Source organism: Chitinophaga sp. 22620, assembly GCF_052044405.1.
Classification (GTDB): domain Bacteria; phylum Bacteroidota; class Bacteroidia; order Chitinophagales; family Chitinophagaceae; genus Chitinophaga.
On the sequence record NZ_JBQEMV010000004.1, the window covers coordinates 189,456 to 207,189 of the forward strand.

Consider the following 17,734-nt stretch of genomic DNA (forward strand, 5'->3'; position numbering starts at 1 on the left):
CGCGCATGAAAAATAAATTATTTGCAATACCGATGATCGCCGCCGCCCTCGCGCTGGGCGGGTGCTCCAAGTTCCTGGAGGAAAAATCCCAGAGCGACGTAGTGCCTAAAACCGTAGTGGACTTCCGCGAGCTGCTGCTGGGGTCCGGTTATCCCGGGGCGGATCAGCCGGCAAGCGCCGTCTATCTCATGGACGATGATGTGGACCTTTTCGTTGAATATGGTAAGGACTTCGGTTTTCCTATTGTTGGCACGGACGGGGTAAAGACCAATTTCCTGCTTTATACCTGGCAGCCGCGCCAGGCGGAGCAAAACGGCCTGGGCGACCGTATCGGCGACATTGCTACCAGCTCTTCATATTACGCCCTGTATGAACGCATCAAAGGCTGCAACGCCGTGCTGGATTATGTGGACGATGCCATCGGCACACAGCAGGAAAAGGACCGGGTAAAGGCGGAAGCACTTGCCCTCCGTGCGTTTCACTACTTCACCCTGGCCAATCTTTACGGCGATCCTTACAACCAGAACCCGGCCGGGCCGGCTGTGCCGCTGAAAATGAACTCTACTGTAGACGCTGAGTTCCCCGCGCGCAATACGGTAGCGGAAGTGTATGAAGCTGTGCTCAAAGACCTGAACGAAGCCGCCCGCCTGATGGACCCGCTGCCTGTAGTGCGTAAGGATTTCCATATCAACCAGCCCGCGATCCATATCCTGCTTTCCAGGGTGTACCTCCATATGGATAAATGGGCGGACTGTGCAGCAGAAGCGAACAAAGCCTTTGAATTTGGCGCCACTATCCCGAATCTCACCGGCATCACGACCGGTCCCTGGATAAACTACGACAACGCGGAAGTTGAATGGATGTATGGCGGCACGTTCCAGGAGTATAGCCAGACTGAATACAGGCCCGCCCCGGAATTCCTGTCGGGCTTCAGTGCGAACGACGTCCGAGCCAAATACGGTTTCCTCGGACAATCGGGCGGCACCGTGCTGCTGAACAAGCTCATATCCAACGGCCCGAACGTGATCGTGCAGGCCGTCCGCACTTCCGAAGCGCTGCTGAACCGCGCAGAAGCGTATCTGCAGCTAAACAAGCTGGGCGATGCGCTGAATGATCTCAACGACCTGCGCCGCCGCCGTATTATCGGTTATGCAGACGTGAGCATCAGCGACAAAGCCGCGCTGCTCACAGAGATCCGCAACGAGCGCCGGAAGGAGTTCTGCTATGAAGGTTTCCGCTGGTTTGACCTGCGCCGCTACGGCAGGCCGGCTATCAGCCATCGTTATCAGCACGACGTCGCCGAGCCCATCCTGCAATATTCCCTTACGGAGAAAGACCCGGCATACACGCTGCCTTTCCCTTCAGGACTGCTGTTGCGTAATCCCAAGCTCACACAGAATCCCTCTGCTACCATGCCGGAGCGGATCGGACAATAAATTTTTGAACTCATGACACGCATTCACATGAAATACATTTTCTTCCTCGCGTTTATAAGCAGCCTGTTGCTGGCCGCCTGTAAAAAAGACGTAGCTATCGGGCCGCCGATAGAAATAAAACCGGATTACGTGCTGCCGCAGGGCAATGCACCGAAAGAAGCGAATGATAAGATACAGCAGCTGTACGATACATACGGTTCGTATTTCCTGTACAACTTCACCCAGAAGGATTTTGAATGGACCCAATCCGCCGGTTCCAGCGCCAGCAAGATCGATACCGCTGTGCTGGGCAACCCTGCCTATGCCGGCGATATGCTGGCACTGCTGGAGGACGTATGGCTGAAGTTCCTGCCGGAAGACTTCAAAAAAAAGGGCGGCATTCCTTACCGGGTGCTCATAACAGACAGCATCCGCCAGTACCGCGTTGGTTTTCCGCCAGGCAGGGAATATCTCTACTTCGATTACAAAGTGGTCGGCAAGTCTGTTACATTCGCCGGCATGAACGCCTCCCTGCGTACCCTGACGCCCGAACAGAAAGTGGCGAAAAGGAACCTGGTCTTTGGCGTGATGTGGAGCTATTACCAGAGCAATGGGGTCATAGATGTTCCCACGGCGTTCTATGGCGTGAGCAATTACACCGCGCCTAAGCCCGCCATTCCCGTGAACGCCGCCAACCCGGCTAACCTCGAGGCATACCGGCAAATGGGCTTCCTGCCTTCTTCTTATCTTCCTAACGGCAACCCGCTTGAATGGCTCGGCTTCAGCGACTTTAGCTGGACCTCGAATAAAAGCAACGACATCAGTTCTTTCCTGATGCACATCACCCAGCGCACGGATGCCCAGATGGCGCCGTTCCTTGACAACTATCCGCTGATCAAACAAAAATTCGATATCCTCGTCAAACACTATAAGGATAAATACGGTATTGACGTAAGAGCCATCGCTAACGCGACCTATTGATCCCTGTTCATGGCTGCTCTCCGGCAAACCGGCGGAGGGCGGCCATTTCATCGCCCGGGCGGAAAAAATGCAACACTGCCTTTTGCTCCTTCCGCCAATATAAGCAGCCGATCCGTCCGGGAGAGATGTGTCTTTAATAAATTCCGCAAAAGGGTAAAGAATCAGGCAAATAATGTCCTCTTCATAAGCATCAAGCAGAGCCCCGATGTTTATCGGGGTTTCCTGTTTCGCAATTCCCGGGCCGTCCGTGGGCTGCATTTACCTTTCATCAATAATCGGGATGAAGACAGGTAGAAGGGAAGGAGTTGGTTGTTTCAGCATTGCCTTCAAACAATTAAGTAAACAAAACTGAATGGAAAACGCCATCGTAAAAGTAGAAAATCTCTCTCACCGCTACACCGCTCAATGGGCGGTGCGCGACATCAGTTTCGAGATACGCAGCCAGGGAGTGGTGGGGCTGCTGGGCTCCAACGGGGCCGGTAAATCCACCACGATGAACATTATCTGCGGCGTGCTGAAGCAAACCAAGGGTAAAGTGTTCATCAACGGTACAGACCTGGATAAGAACCCTGTAGCCGCCAAACGGAACATCGGCTTTATGCCGCAAAAGCTGCCGCTTCACCTTGATTTCACGGTGGAAGAATTCCTGACCTACTGTGCGGACCTCCGCCTGGTGGATAAATCGCAGGTGAAAAAAGCGGTGGCCGAAGCTGCTGAAAGATGCGGCGTGCTGCATTTCAGGGACCGCCTGCTGCGCAACCTCTCCGGCGGTTACCAGCAACGGGTGGGCATTGCCCAGGCCATTGTGCACAGCCCGCGCTTCGTGGTGCTGGACGAACCCACGAACGGGCTCGATCCCAACCAGATCGTGGAAGTGCGCCACCTCATCCGCGAGATCGCGAAAGACCGCTCCGTACTGCTGTCCACCCACATCCTCTCCGAAGTGCAGGCCACCTGCCAGGAGATCAAGATGATAGACCAGGGGCAGCTGGTGTTTTCAGGCACTATGGATATGTTCGACAACTACATCGAACCCAACAGCCTCATCCTGTCGCTGGACGAGCCGCCCGCGGGAGACGAGCTGCTGCAGCTGGAAGGCGTGCGCTCCGTAGAGCAGATCGGACCTTACCGTTTCCGCGTCGGGTACGACGGCGAGAAAAGCACCACCCGGCGCGTAGCCGCCACCAGCGTGGAACGCGGCTGGGGGCTGATGGAACTGGTAGTAGAGAAAAGCTCGCTGGATGCGGTATTCGCAAGACTGTCCGGGAAGGCCGGTAAATAATGCACCTAAAAAAGACGTCATTAAATGAGACAAATATATAAGATCGCAAAAGCGGAACTCTATACATTATTTTATTCGCCCATTGCCTGGATGATCCTCGTGATATTCGCTTTCCAGACGGCTTTCGTATTCAGCGGCGTATTGCAGGAGCTGGTGCGTTACCAGGAACTGGTAGACGGCATCGGAGCCGGCACTTACGGATTGTTCGGCGGGCAGCTGTCGCTGTTCCCGGCTGTACAGGGCTACCTTTACCTCTACATGCCACTGCTCACCATGGGCCTCATGAGCCGCGAGCTGAGCAGCGGTTCCGTGAAACTTTTGTATTCCTCGCCGCTCACTTCCTCGCAGATCATTTCCGGGAAATTCCTCGCCATGATGCTCTACAGCCTGGTGATGATCGCCATGTTGCTGGTATACGTCCTGATCGGCGGGATCAAAATAGATAACTTCAGCTGGCAGGAAGCATCTTCCGGGCTGCTGGGCCTTTACCTGCTGATGTGCGCCTATTCGGCCATCGGCCTTTTTATGTCATGCCTCACCGGTTACCAGGTGGTAGCGGCATTGGGCACACTCGTGCTGCTCGGCCTGCTGAGCTATATCGGCAAAGTATGGCAGGATATCGAATTCGTGCGCGACCTCACCTACTGGCTGTCTATCTCCGGCCGCACCGGTACGATGATCAGGGGATTGATCGGTTCTGAAGACGTATTGTATTTCATGATCATCATCGGCCTGTTCCTCGGCCTGGCCGTGCTCAGGCTGCAGGCCAGCCGCGCGCATTCCTCCTTTGCATCCGTATGGGGAAAATATTCGCTGGCGCTGGCCGCGGCGCTCACGCTGGGATATATCACTTCCCGGCCGAAAATGATGAGCTATTACGACGCCACCGAAACGAAAAGGAACACGCTCACACCCGCCAGCCAGGACGTGGTGCGTAAAATGACCGGCGGGCTCACCATCACCACTTACGTGAACCTGCTGGACCGTGAGGCCTTCAACGGCCTGCCCTCGCAGGTGAATGAGGACAAGGACCGCTTCAGCCAGTACCTGCGTTTTAAGCCGGAAACAAAATTCCGTTACGTATACTATTACGACAAATCTGTGAACCCCGCCTTCAGAAGCCCGAAAGACCCGAAGGACGAGCCGCTGGACGTGCAGGCGAAGAAAAGGGCGGAAGGGATGGACATCGATGTTGATATGTTCCTCAAGCCCGAAGAGATCAAAAAGAAAATCGACCTGAGCGCCGAAGGCAACACTTTTGTGCGTGTTGTAGAAAGGGAGAACGGCCAGAAATCATACCTGCGCCTGTATGCAGACATGATGAAGTTCCCCAGCGAAGCAGAGATCACCGCCGCGTTCAAACGCAAGGTGATGAAGCTGCCCCGCATCGGCTTCCTGCAAGGCGGCCGCAAGCTGGAAGGCGAACGCGCGAAGGACTATACGCTATTCTCTTCGGAAAGGACTTTCCGCTACGCCCTCACCAACCAGGGCTCCGACGTGGAAACGCTGGACCTTTCCGGCGATAAACAGATCCCGAAAGACATGGACATCATCGTGATCGCGGACCTGAAAGAAGCGCCGGATTCCACTGTCAGCAAAAAGCTGGATGCTTACATCGCCGCGGGCGGCAACCTGGTGGTGACGCTGAAGCCGGGCTCCAAAGTAATGGAAGATTTCATCGCGCAGTTCGGCCTCAGAACCATACCCGGCCAGCTCGTGCAGCCCAAGCAGGACGTAGCGGGCAACGTGGTGATCTGCGTGCCGACCAAAGAAGGTAAAGCCCTGGCCGAAATATTCGACAACATGGACCAGCGCGGCCAATGGGTAGGCATGGTGAACTCAGCCGGGCTCGAAAAAGCGGAAGACAAAGGATTCAAATTCACGCCCATCATTGCCAGCAGGGATACGATGAAGACCTGGAACGAGTTGCAGACGATCGACTTCGTGAACGACTCCGCCAGCCTCGATCCTTCCACCGGTGAGAAGCAGGCCACTTTCGTGACCATGATGGGCCTTTCCCGCAAGGTGGGTAAAAAAGAGCAGCGCATCGTGGTGCTGGGCGATGCGGACTGCATCAGCAACGAGGGCATGACCCCGCCGATCCGCCGCTACGGCGCTTCCAACTTCACCCTCATCCCGGGTATGTTCCACTGGCTGTCTTACGGCAATGTGCCGGTAGATGTAAGCCGCCCTGCGCCTACAGACAACCAGATACACATGAAGAAGAACGGCGCAAAAACAGCAAAAACCATCCTGATGTGGATATGGCCCGGCACCATACTGCTGGCCGGCACTATCCTGCTCATCAGGCGCCGGAGAAAATAAAAGCAACGTTATGAGTCTGATGACTGACAAACAAACGATCAACGATCTCCATCTCTTTGGTAAGGGAGGAAATGATGGCATCTATGCGCTGTTTAACCGCACGCATACAAAAGGCGGCTCGGAACTGTTGGAAGACATGTTCCGCCGCCCGCTGTCCGACGAGCAGGCCATCAATTCGCGCAGTTCCGTGATCCGGTATTTCGCGGAGCACGAAGTGCGCTTTCCCTACGAGAGCCACTGGTTCGACGCCGCGGAGCACTACCTGTCCGACACGGACGAGCGCACCCAGCTCAGCCGCCAGGAAGATAACCTGGCCAGGAAGTTCAACCAGATCATCGCCGCCGATACCGCCTACAAAGCCATCGAAAAAGGCGTTGCCAGCCTCGTTGGCATCCTGCTGGCAACGCGCACTTTCATAAATGAAACCCGCGAACAGGTGGCTGGCATACCTTACAGGGAAGAAATAGCCGCGATGGAGAAGCTGCTTTCAAACCCCGCTTTACAGCCTGTGCTGGCGGAGAACGGGAAACAGAAGTTCTCCTTTGCCACGCTTTCCGCATACGACCAGCTGCTCCGCTTCCGGGAACGGGACACATTGCGCCGGTTGCTGGACCGCATCTATCTCGCCGACGCCTTCCTGTCCGTTGCCAAAACAGGCCGGGAGCGGGGATACACTTTTCCCAAAGCGGTGGCGCGGGAGCAGCAGACGGTGATGCTGGAGAACTTCTGGCATCCTTCATTGGAAAAGCCGGTGAAGAATTCACTGGAGATCACGCCGGAAGGCAATGTGCTTTTCCTGACAGGCGCCAACATGGCGGGTAAATCCACCTTCATGAAATCTCTCGGCATCGCGATGTACCTGGGGCATATGGGTTTTCCCGTACCAGCCTCCAGGATGGAGTTTGCCGTGAGAGACGGTATTTTCACCACCATCAACCTGCCCGATAATCTCAGCCAGGGCGCCAGCCACTTCTACGCGGAGGTGCTGCGCATCAAGAACGTGGCGAGGGAGCTGAGCCGCGACAAATACCTGTTCGTCATTTTCGACGAGCTGTTCCGCGGCACGAATGTAAAAGACGCCTACGAAGCCACGATTGCCGTTACATCCGCCATCGCGCGGCGGCGCAACTGCATGTTCATCGTGTCTACACACATCATAGAGGCGGGAGAGGTGCTAAAGGAAAAATGCGCCAACATCCGTTTTATGTACCTGCCCACGCTGCTGGAAAACGGCAAGCCCGTATACACGCATAAGCTCAGGGAAGGCATTACGGCAGACAGGCATGGCATGGTGATCATCAACAACGAAGGGATCCTGGACATTTTGTCCCGGAAAAAAACAGAAAAGAAAACCTCATGAGTTTTATTGCCGACAAGCAAACGCTCGACGACCTGCAGCTGCTGGGCAAATACAACAGCGGCTCTATATTCAGCCTGTTCAACCGGGTGCGGACCAAAGGCGGGTTACAGCTATTGGACCAGATGTTCCTCCGCCCGATGACGGACGTGGAAGCCATCAACGCCAGGAGCGCCATCTTCCGTTATTTCTGCGATCATCCGGCGGAGTTCCCGTTTGAGAACGAAGCAATAACCGCTATGGTAGCATACCTGGAAGAAAACAGGGAACAAAGCCCCGCGTTTTCGCTCATCAGGATGGCCAAAAACAAGACCATGGCCTCACTCACGCGCGATGAAACCTACGAACGCGAGCAGGAAGGCCTGCATGCCTGCCTGCTGATGCTGCGCGAGTGCAGCCGGCTGCTGCGCCGCGTGGAACAGGATGATTTGCATAAAGGCACGCCCTGGGCCACCTGGGCGGAAAGAGCGGGGCAGGTGCTGCGCCACCCGCAGGCCGTTGTTTTCCTGGACATGCCGGCGGATCATGAACTGTCGCTTTCACAGGCCGCGCGCCTGCGTTACCTGGTGGCAGGCGCCTGGAAAGAACAGCTGCTGGCGCTCATCAACGCTACCTACGAGCTGGACGTGTACATCGCCGTTGGCGCGGTGGCGCGTGAAAAGGATTTTTCCTTTGCCATAGCCCATCCGCGCAGCGCCAACTTCCTGAAAGCAACGGAGGTGAGGCATCCCCGGCTTGATAAAGGCGTACCCAATTCCTTTGGCTTCAGCAAAGAGGGTAACGTGCTGTTCCTCACCGGCGCGAACATGGCGGGGAAATCCACGCTCATGAAAGCATCCGGCATCCTGCTCTACCTGGCGCATATGGGCTTCCCCGTTGCGGCGCGGGAGCTGGAATTCTCCATCCTCGACGGCATCTATTCCTCCGTAAATGTGCCGGACGATCTCAATAAAGGCTATAGCCATTTTTACGCGGAAGTGCTGCGGGTGAAAAAAGTAGCGGAAGAAGTGAGCGAAGGAAAAAGACTGTTCATCATCTTCGATGAGCTGTTCAAAGGCACGAATGTAAAAGACGCTTACGACGCTACATTGTCCGTTACCGCCGCATTTGCGGGTTTCGCTGAATGTTTTTTCATCATCTCCACCCATATCTTTGAAGTGGGGGAAGCATTGCGTGAGATACCCTCTGTCCGCTTCGTATTCCTGCCCACGGTGATGGAAGGCCATGTGCCGAGATATACATATAAGCTGCAGGAAGGCATTACGACGGACAGGCAGGGGATGATCATTATTGAGAATGAAGGGATACTGGATATGTTGTAATTTTTTTTCGATCTTGACCAACCATACATGACCTGCCGGGCTTTGCCTGGTGGGTTTTTTTTTAGAGCGATGTACACCGCCCCTCAAATAATTCCCCCGGAAATTTTTTATTTTTTTAATATTGCCCCACTCTTTTTGGTAAGCATATTAAAATAATAGCAGATACAAATGATCAAACTTCCTCTTGCCCTGGTCTCGTCCTTTACGTTGCTGATCGGCGCAAAACAATTCTTTGGAGACGCACAGCCCGCTTTCCCCGATCCCCCGGGGTTAACGACCACAAGGTTCGCCGGCCCGGATATAACGCCCAGCCCCGCCTGCCTGGCGGTTGCGCCTACCGGTGAGGTGTTCGTGGGGGTAGACATGATCGGCTCGTTGGGGAAAGACCCCGGGAAAGGCCGCATCCTCAAGCTGGTAGACAAGGATAATGACGGCAAAATGGACGAACATACAGAATTCGCGGTGGTGGATAATCCCCGCGGCATCCTGGTGCTCGGCAGTAAGGTGTACGTATTGCACACCACGTTCTCCAAAGAGACCGGCAAAGCTACGGGCATGGCCCTGGTAGTGTTCGAGGATAAGGATGGCGACGGCAAGGCAGACGGGCCTTCCCAGCCGCTTATCGAAAACCTCAGCAATACCCGGTACATCCAGGAGCGTGGTACCGACCATGCCACGAACGGCATCAGGATGGGTATTGACGGCTGGATCTATATTGCCGTGGGCGATTTCGGGTTTCACAACGCAACGGACCGTTCCGGTAAAAAGCTGACCATGCTGGGCGGCGGCATCGTAAGGGTGCGGCCTGACGGAACGGAAATGGAAATATTCACCCATGGTACCCGCAACGTATACGATGTGGCCATTGATCCTTACATGAATGTTTTTACAAGGGAAAATACCAACGACGGCGGCGGATGGAACGTGCGGTTCTCGCATCATATACAGAGCGGAGAATACGGTTACCCGGTATTGTTCCAGCATTTCACAGATGAAATATTACCGGCGCTCGTAGACGTTGGCGGCGGCTCGGGCACAGGCGCCCTGTTTATGGCGGAGCCCGGCTGGCCGGAGAAATATAATAACGTGCCCATGATGGCGGATTGGGGGCGGAGCATGCTGTACATGCACCGCGTAACGCCCGATGGCCCTACATTCACCCAGAAGGAAGAAGAGTTCATGGCCCTGCCCCAGATCACGGACCTGGATGTGGACGGTTCCGGCAGGCTTTACCTGTCGGCATGGGACGGAGCGGGTTATTCCGGCAGCCCTGATAAAGGGTATGTGATCCGCGCGGTGCCTGAGAACTGGACCTATAAGGCATTTCCTGAGCTGGCCAAAGCTTCGGTGCAGGAGCTTGCGCAATTGCTGAGCTCATCCAGCGCAGTGGCCAGCCTGAATGCTTCCCAGGAACTGATCGCCCGCAATGATGCGCAGGCCATTGCCGCTGCGCTGAAAGTAGCTTCCGATGAGACGTTGCCGTTATATGCCCGGGTAGCCGGCATTTATACATATGCGCAAGCCGCAGGCCGTGATGGCATTGTCGCTTTAACGGCTTTAACCAAAGACGCCACGGTAAGGGAACATGCCCTGCGGGCGCTGGCAGACCGTAAAGACATACTGAAAGATGTTCCGGGCGAACCTTTTATGGAAGGCCTTAAAGATTCTTCAGCGCGCATACGTGCCGCCGCTATCATCGGGCTGGGCCGTTTGGGCCGTGTTGAAGCTGCCGGGGCATTGCTTCAAACCAAAGTGCCCGCTTCATTCGCGGCGCCCGCCAAAGATGTGGAAGGGCCTCACGCTACGCCCAACCCGGGTATTGTGCTGCCTCACCTGGCTGTTCAGGCACTGGTGAACCTTCATGCGGTGGATTCCGCGGTAGCGGCGGTGAACGGTGAAAACTCAGCCCTCGCACTCTGGGCCCTGCGTTATATGCACGATATGAAAGCCGTTAACGGCTTGATAGCTGCCTATCCGCGCGCGAAAGGGGAGAAGCTGAAAAAACAGATCCTTGTTACATTGGCGCGCCTCTACAAAAAAGAAGACACATACGACGCTTCATGGTGGTGGGGCACCAGGCCGGATTCGCATGGCCCGTATTACAAGGCCGTGCGCTGGGAAGGATCGCCCGCGATCGAAAAATTCCTGAAAGCGGAAGCCCTGAAAGGAGGCACTGCGAAAAAGCAGTACTTCGTGGACCTGGACGCCCGCCACAGGATGGAGATCGCCGCATTTGCAGCACCCAAAAAAGCTGATGCCCCCTTAGCCAAAGAACCCAAAGTGGACCTCGATAAAATAAAAAGCAAAAAAGGCCAGGTAGGCAAATCGTCTATCGAAGATGTTTTGCTGGCCATCAATAAATTGAAGGGAGACCCTGCCAAAGGGAAGCTGCTCTTCGCCAGCCAGGGCTGCGTGGCCTGCCACAGCATCAGCAAAGGCGAGAAAATGAAAGGCCCCTTTATGGGGCAGGTCGGTTCTATCATGAACCGGGAGCAGATCACGGAATCTATCCTGAAGCCCAACGCTTCCATTTCGCAGGGATTTGCTACGGTGATGATCACGGCGAAAGGCAACAAGAGCTACACAGGATTCGTTACGGAAGAAACCGCGGCCAGGGTGGTGCTGAGAGATATTGGCGGGAATGTATACGCTGTTAAAACAAGCGATATCCTGTCCCGCAAGGAAATGAAAACGTCCATGATGCCCGCGGGCCTTGCCAATTCGTTGTCCTACGAAGAGCTTGCTTCGCTGGTTACTTTCCTGTCGCAGCAGAAAAAATAAAACCGTCATTGCGGAGCGGGGGGATTTGCATAAAAGATCAGGGCCATACAATGTTGTATGGCCCTGATCTTTTTATAATTTGTAAAGCTCGTCATTGAGAGGAGCAGCAGAGCTAATGCAGGTGGGATGACGAAGCAAAGGCTGTCCGTCATTGCGAGGAGCAGCAGCGCCAAAGCGGGTGGGGCGACGAAGCAATCTCCCGCACTGAATATAGATAACGCAATGTTTGAAGATTGCTTCGTCGCACCTCGCAAAGAGACTTGCAGATTGCTACCGGTCAAGATATGAGCAGAAGTGATTAAAAATCGTTTGAAAACAGAGCCCCGCGATTAGTATTTTTAAGAGCATGATAAACAGGGGAAATGGCTATTCAGTTTTTAATTTGACCGCACAGGATATATTTATGAAATACAGCAAATTTCTGGGATTCTTTATTTGGTGCTGCCTTTCCGGCGGAACGCTGCTGGCACAGCAGATTGCGCGGACGCCTTACCGCCCCGCCCATGAAGATATCATGCAACGGTATCGCCAAGTGCAGCTACTGGACAGCATTACCCGGAGAAAGATCGTCCGGCATAATGTGGAAGCCAACTGGCTTCCCGGTGGAGAAAAATTCTGGTACGAGGTGGGCAGCAATAAAGACTCTTCAAAGATATATTACCTGGTGCAGGCCTCTTCCGGCCGCAAAGAGGAAATAAAAGACACTGCTGTGCTGGCCCAAATGCGGGCAACCGCCAGGCCGCAATCGCAGGTGCTGCAACGGGGGCCGTCGCGCTGGAGGAACTTTTCGACTGGTTCAATGTCGCCGGACAGGCAATGGATCGCCAGGACCATCCGCGGCAACGTATTTATTCAATCCGCTAAAGACAGCGCGCTGCTGCAGCTTACCACTAACGGTTCCGACAGCACAAGCGAAGCGGCGCGTTATGAAGCGCTCGCCTGGTCGCCGGACAGCAAATATTTCATCGGCTATCGTACGCGCCCGGTAAAGGATTCCGCGGTCCATTATGTGCTCACGGACGTTCCCGGCACTACCCGCGGGCAGCTGCGCTCACATCCTTACAAGCAGCCGGGGGATTCTTTCCCCGCATATGAGATGCATATCTTTTCCGTAGCGGATAAAAAGGCGGTGAAGGTAAATGCGGAACCGCTCGATTTCTTTGGCCCGCCGGTCCTGCACTGGCGGCACAAAGATCCCCGCTATTTTTTATATGAAAAGGTGGACCGCGGCCACCAGCGTTTCCGCGTGATCGAAGTGGATGCTTTTACCGGCGCTACGCGGAACATACTGGATGAGCAAACATCTACATTTATTTATGAGTCCCGCATCTACACCCACTACCTCCCGGAGACCAACGAAATGGTATGGACCTCCGAAAAAGATGGCTGGCGCCACATCTACCTGGTCAATACGCTTACCGGCTCGGTAAAGAAACAGGTCACCAAAGGCGAATGGGTGGTGCGCAGCATCGACAGTGTGGATGCGAAGAAAAGAGAAATATGGTTCCGCGCCGGGGGAATGCAGCCAGGCGAAGATCCCTATTATGTGCACTACTTCCGCATCAACCTGGACGGCAACAAGCTGGTGGAGCTCACGCCGGCAACAGGCAATCACCAGCTGTTCTTTTCGCCCGACAGGAAATATTACATCGATAAATACTCGCAGGTGAATGTACCGCCTGTTCATGAACTGCGCCGTACGGCGGACGCGAAGCTCATTTCAGTGTTCGAAAAAGCCGACGTAAGCGCCTGGCAGGCCACGGGCGTGCCTTTCCCGGTTCCTTTCATGGCAAAGGGCAGGGATGGGAAAACGGATATATGGGGTATCATGTGCCGCCCTTCGGATTACGACAGCAGCAAGCTGTACCCCGTGATCGAAAACATCTACGCAGGGCCGCACGACGCTTTTGTGCCGAAGAGCTTCATGAGTTATTATACAGAGATGCAAAGCCTGGCGGACCTGGGTTTTGTAGTAGTGCAGATAGACGGCATGGGCACCGCCAACCGCTCCAAGGCGTTCCATGACGTATGCTGGAAAAACCTCGCGGATGCCGGCTTTCCCGACCGCATTCTGTGGATCAAAGCCCTTGCCGGAAAATATTCCTTTGTGGATACCGCCAGGGTAGGGCTGTACGGCACTTCCGCCGGCGGGCAGAACGCGCTCGGGGGCCTGCTCTTCCATCCGGAGTTTTACAAAGCGGCCGTGTCTTCCTGTGGCTGCCACGATAACCGCGTTGATAAACAATGGTGGAACGAGCAATGGATGGGATACCCTGTGGGCCGGCATTATGACGAGCAGTCCAACATTACCAATGCGGGTAAGCTGAAAGGCAAACTTTTACTGATGGTGGGCGAGGCAGACACCAATGTGCCGCCGGAATCCACTTACCGGGTGATCAACGCCCTGATCAATAGCGGCAAAACTTTCGAATTCCTCCCGATACCAGGCGTAGGGCATACCGATGGCGGGCTTTACGGCCGCATCAGGCGCCGCGACTTTTTTGTACAGCACCTGCTGGGGGTAACGCCGCCGGATCGGAACAGCAACGAATAGGATCGTCCACAAAAAGGAAAGGACAAACCGTAATTTCCGGTTTGTCCTTTTCCTGGCGTCTTTAACAGTCAATTTTTTCTACAAGGTCTTCCTCAACTTCACCTCCACTTTTTCACCTTCTTTTTTTATGGTCACCACCTTTTTAATACCGGCCGAAGCATTGACGTCGTAAGCGTTGGTGGTAGTATGGGTGTATGTGCTCTGGTACAGGCCGTTGATGTATTTATCAGAATAGCCAGTCACCTCCGTCCGTATGGAAGTATGCGTATAGCCGAACTCCGTATAAAGCAAATATTCCCCGGGCATCAGGTTTACGAATTCAAAATGCCCCTTGTCGTCATAAACGGTGGTTACTTTCATGCACTCCGCCACTTCCGCCGGAAGCGGAATAGCCCTTCCTTTTTTCCTGGAGGCCTCGTTCACCTTCATCCATTCCTTGAAGAAAGCTGTATACGGTATCAGGACGATCTTTGTACCGGCCCTTGCATATTGTTTCTTATTGACATTGAGTACGGCTATTCCCCCAAGCGCCCCTTCATTCTGGTTATCCCTTGCAAAGGCTTCCCCGCTGATCACAGCGCTGCCGGATTTCAGCATCTTTAATGTGGCCACCTTATCGAAAGTGGTTTTAAAAGGATTATAATCCAGTTCTTTATCAACCATCAGGATATGCTGGCCCTTGGAGAAAACCTCCACCTTCCATAATCTTCGTGTTTCCTTATCAATATAATACTCATACTTTTCGTTGGTGGCCTGCTCATACACGCTTACCTGCCAGCTTTTGTGCTCGCCGGTAAGGTCACTGACATACAGGCTGTTCTTCACTTCCTCGATAAGCGTTTTTTTGATGTTGGTGGCATTCCCCGGTTTATAATCGTATACGGTCATATCGGCATTATAACCCGATGCAAGCGGGAGCAGCGCCAGCAAATACGGGTAGCTGTAGCTGTCGAAAAAAGCTTCTTTTACAGGTTCCTTAATGGCGCTTCTTTTTTTGGTTTGTTTGTCGTAGTAATGCCCGGTAACCTCTTTATCGTATTTCAGGACCATTTCCCTGTTCCTGTTGAAGGAGGAGCGATAGACCGGCCTGAAAGTATTCCCGTCAACTATGCTGGTGTCCCTCCAATGGTCCTCTGAACCGGGTACTTTCAAAGTAGTATAAATAGCCAGGGGCCCGCTGCCTGAATTGATCTCAATTACAAACGAGCTGATCTCTGTTTTATTCATCCCGCCGTCCAGGGAGAAACAGGCCATTTCATACTTCCCGCTTTTCAGCCATTTTTTATCGAAGGAATTGTCTCCCGGCTTTAAAGCTGTCTGCGCCTGGCAGAACAGGGTAGCAGCAAGAAATAGCAGCGTATGGAAAACAAATGATATCCGGGAATGCTTTTGGTTTTTGATGATCATGTTGGTGTATTACGATTTGTTTTTAACGTTTAAAGACCTTCAACCTCCTGTATCCGGCGGTTTTATACCCCCTGGGAGCCAGGTTTTATCTGTCAAAGTTAGGGTATAGCTCCTCTCATGCTACTACACAATAACCGGGAATTATCTTCTACCGGTTTTCTGGTATATGTCCGTTCCTTCATCAACGCTTTTCAACTTTCCATCAGATTAATATGGAATTCTTACTTAATTCCTAAATCGACTATATTTACGCCTGCTAAGGACTCGTTTCGGTATATCCTCTCTTTAATACGTATAAAATTTATTTAACTAATTGCCGGTCACCCAAGGAAATAGTGAGTGGGATTTGCTTTTGCAGGTAAGTAAAGGTAACGAACAAGCTTTCGCCCAGCTTTTCAATTATCATAAAGATAATATTTACTATTACGCCCTGGCTGTTACAAAGTCCGAGTTCCTCTCCGAAGAGATCACCCAGAACGTATTCGTTAAGATCTGGCAGCAACGCCGGGTCCTTCATGAATTGGATTCTTTCCCCGCATGGATGAAAACCGTTGCCCGCAACGAAGCCTATAACTATCTTAAACGGCTTGCCATGGAAAAGGTGATCCTTAACCGGATGGCGGAAAATATGCAGGATGGCGATGATTCCACCGCTACATCCCTGGAATGGAAGGAATATCATGCCCTTGTTGCAAAGGCGATCGCCCGTTTGCCGGAGCAGCAGCGCGCCGTTTATCAGCTGTCCCGCGGGCATGACATGAGCTATCAGCAGATCGCCGACACGTTGGGAATCTCCATCAATACTGTCAAATACCACATGAAACAGGCTTTGCAGGGTATCCGTACTTACCTGGACGCACACTTGCTGGCCCTCGCCATTGCCATTTATTGTATGTCGTGATCTCTGCTAAATATGCTGGAATTCAGCCGGATAGGGTTTGAAAATATGCATATATAAGATCTCGGGAATTTTTTTTGCATCGGCCTACCCGCAGGGAAAGGCCAATTGTCTTTTTAATACAGGGGGGAATTTTATGACGTCAGCACACCTGCAAATTTTATGGGGCAAATATGCCGCCAACACCTGCACTCCGGAAGAGGAGAACGAGCTCATGTTATGGCTCAGCGATCCTGCCAATGAGCTGGAGGCCAAAGAGCTTTTGTCTATATTGTACGACCAGGTGAGTACCCGCGAGGTGCCCGCCGCTCCGCTGCAACCGGCGGCTGTGCTGCAGGCGATCCGCGCCGGCCGGGAGCCTCTTATTGGCCGTATATTCTTCTTGCGCCACTGGGGCTGGGCCGCAGCCGTTGCGGCCGTGCTTGTTTGCCTGGGCGGGTATTTTCTCCTGAGAACGCCTGTGGGAAAGCCTGCTGGCATGGCTTCCATGGATTCCGTTCACATCATGCCAGCCGCGGGCGTCACGATGCTCACCCTTGCCGATGGTACGCAGGTACCGCTGGACAGCCTGCACAATGGTATGGTAGCGCAGCAGAACGGCTCCAGTCTCATGTTGAACAACGGGCAGCTCCGCTACGAAGAGGGTGCCAAAGGGCAGCATGCCGGCAGTTTCAATACGATCGCCACACCCAAGGGCCAGCAGTTTCAGATCGCTTTGCCCGATGGGTCGAAGGTATGGCTGAATGCCGGCAGCTCCATCCGCTTCCCCACCGCATTTGCCGGGAACGAGCGCCGGGTGGAGGTTTCCGGCGAGGCATACTTTGAGATCAGCCAGGATGTGCAACGTCCCTTCATCGTTATGCTCAGGAAAGGAGATGAAGTCGTTGTTCTGGGCACAAAATTCAACATCAATGCTTACGATAACGAATCACAGGTGTATACCACGCTGCTGGAAGGCTCGGTGCGCGTGCATGCAGGCAATGAACAGAAGGTGCTGCAGCCCGGGCAGCAGTCGCAGTCGGGTAGTGGTAGCCTGAAAGTGGTGAACGTAGACTCCGAAAAGGCCCTGGCATGGAAGAACGCGGCGTTCGATTTTGAAGACGTGACCCTCGCCGAAGCTATGCGCCAGATAGAACGCTGGTACGACATCACCGTGGTGATCGAAAGCGGCGTACCCGTGGATGCACCGTTCTACGGGCAGGTAAGCCGCAAAATGAGCCTGAACAATCTCATCCGGCTGTTCGAAAAAACGGACCTGAAATTCAGGATCGAAAATGGAAATAAACTGATTATCTCTAAATAGTATGTCACTTCAGGTACGGGTGTAAAGGAATACGCCCGGATCTTCCGAATGTAAATGCCAAAAATGAAAAACCGGAAGTGTTGAGACCACTCCCGGATGTTTTCAGCTG

Annotated in this window: 11 protein-coding genes; 10 read left to right on the forward strand and 1 reads right to left on the reverse strand. The window is 53.6% G+C overall.

Annotation, left to right across the window (positions count from 1 at the left end):
* Positions 1 to 5 precede the first annotated feature (5 nt).
* The 8 genes from ACTJIK_RS20180 to ACTJIK_RS20215 all read left to right on the forward strand — a co-directional run bounded on the left by ACTJIK_RS20180 (position 6) and on the right by ACTJIK_RS20215 (position 14,017).
* Positions 6 to 1,436, forward strand: a complete 1,431-nt coding sequence (locus ACTJIK_RS20180) for a RagB/SusD family nutrient uptake outer membrane protein (RefSeq protein ID WP_440649342.1) — start codon at positions 6 to 8, stop codon at positions 1,434 to 1,436.
* Positions 1,437 to 1,448: 12 nt separating this feature from the next.
* A complete protein-coding gene (locus ACTJIK_RS20185) occupies positions 1,449 to 2,396 on the forward strand; it encodes a hypothetical protein (protein WP_440649343.1) in 948 nt (315 codons plus the stop codon).
* A gap of 352 nt (positions 2,397 to 2,748) precedes the next feature.
* A complete protein-coding gene (locus ACTJIK_RS20190; RefSeq protein WP_440649344.1) occupies positions 2,749 to 3,678 on the forward strand; it encodes an ABC transporter ATP-binding protein in 930 nt (309 codons plus the stop codon).
* Between the two features lie 24 nt (positions 3,679 to 3,702).
* A complete protein-coding gene (locus ACTJIK_RS20195) occupies positions 3,703 to 6,003 on the forward strand; it encodes a Gldg family protein (RefSeq protein ID WP_440649345.1) in 2,301 nt (766 codons plus the stop codon).
* Positions 6,004 to 6,013: 10 nt separating this feature from the next.
* A complete protein-coding gene (locus ACTJIK_RS20200; protein WP_440649346.1) occupies positions 6,014 to 7,363 on the forward strand; it encodes a MutS-related protein in 1,350 nt (449 codons plus the stop codon).
* Positions 7,360 to 8,682, forward strand: coding sequence for a MutS-related protein (locus ACTJIK_RS20205; protein ID WP_440649347.1), 1,323 nt, complete (start codon positions 7,360 to 7,362; stop codon positions 8,680 to 8,682). Before ACTJIK_RS20200 ends, ACTJIK_RS20205 begins: the two co-directional genes overlap by 4 nt.
* 168 nt (positions 8,683 to 8,850) lie before the next feature.
* Positions 8,851 to 11,463 carry a DUF7133 domain-containing protein gene (locus tag ACTJIK_RS20210; RefSeq protein ID WP_440649348.1) on the forward strand — a complete coding sequence of 871 codons (2,613 nt, stop codon included), beginning with the start codon at positions 8,851 to 8,853 and terminating at the stop codon, positions 11,461 to 11,463.
* A gap of 403 nt (positions 11,464 to 11,866) precedes the next feature.
* Positions 11,867 to 14,017: a DPP IV N-terminal domain-containing protein gene (locus ACTJIK_RS20215; RefSeq protein ID WP_440649349.1), complete on the forward strand. Its 2,151-nt coding sequence runs from the start codon at positions 11,867 to 11,869 to the stop codon at positions 14,015 to 14,017.
* A gap of 78 nt (positions 14,018 to 14,095) precedes the next feature.
* Here ACTJIK_RS20215 and ACTJIK_RS20220 read toward each other — a convergent pair whose 3' ends face one another.
* Positions 14,096 to 15,424 carry a DUF3108 domain-containing protein gene (locus tag ACTJIK_RS20220; RefSeq protein ID WP_440649350.1) on the reverse strand — a complete coding sequence of 443 codons (1,329 nt, stop codon included), beginning with the start codon at positions 15,422 to 15,424 and terminating at the stop codon, positions 14,096 to 14,098.
* A gap of 346 nt (positions 15,425 to 15,770) precedes the next feature.
* Between ACTJIK_RS20220 and ACTJIK_RS20225 the strand changes: the two genes are divergently transcribed.
* Together ACTJIK_RS20225 and ACTJIK_RS20230 are read left to right on the forward strand one after the other, a co-directional pair.
* Entirely contained in the window at positions 15,771 to 16,325 is a 555-nt protein-coding gene (locus ACTJIK_RS20225; protein WP_440649351.1) for an RNA polymerase sigma factor, read from the forward strand.
* Positions 16,326 to 16,458: 133 nt separating this feature from the next.
* A complete protein-coding gene (locus ACTJIK_RS20230) occupies positions 16,459 to 17,625 on the forward strand; it encodes a FecR family protein (RefSeq protein ID WP_440649352.1) in 1,167 nt (388 codons plus the stop codon).
* Positions 17,626 to 17,734: the final 109 nt, after the last annotated feature.

Bases quoted from the DNA above. Each gene is read 5' to 3' on its own strand.
- ACTJIK_RS20230 (WP_440649352.1), top strand. From the start codon at position 16,459: ATGACGTCAGCACACCTGCAAATTTTATGGGGCAAATATGCCGCCAAC.
- ACTJIK_RS20180 (WP_440649342.1), top strand. From the start codon at position 6: ATGAAAAATAAATTATTTGCAATACCGATGATCGCCGCCGCCCTCGCG.
- ACTJIK_RS20210 (WP_440649348.1), top strand. From the start codon at position 8,851: ATGATCAAACTTCCTCTTGCCCTGGTCTCGTCCTTTACGTTGCTGATC.
- ACTJIK_RS20200 (WP_440649346.1), top strand. From the start codon at position 6,014: ATGAGTCTGATGACTGACAAACAAACGATCAACGATCTCCATCTCTTT.
- ACTJIK_RS20190 (WP_440649344.1), top strand. From the start codon at position 2,749: ATGGAAAACGCCATCGTAAAAGTAGAAAATCTCTCTCACCGCTACACC.
- ACTJIK_RS20195 (WP_440649345.1), top strand. From the start codon at position 3,703: ATGAGACAAATATATAAGATCGCAAAAGCGGAACTCTATACATTATTT.
- ACTJIK_RS20185 (WP_440649343.1), top strand. From the start codon at position 1,449: ATGACACGCATTCACATGAAATACATTTTCTTCCTCGCGTTTATAAGC.
- ACTJIK_RS20220 (WP_440649350.1), bottom strand. From the start codon at position 15,424: ATGATCATCAAAAACCAAAAGCATTCCCGGATATCATTTGTTTTCCAT.
- ACTJIK_RS20215 (WP_440649349.1), top strand. From the start codon at position 11,867: ATGAAATACAGCAAATTTCTGGGATTCTTTATTTGGTGCTGCCTTTCC.
- ACTJIK_RS20205 (WP_440649347.1), top strand. From the start codon at position 7,360: ATGAGTTTTATTGCCGACAAGCAAACGCTCGACGACCTGCAGCTGCTG.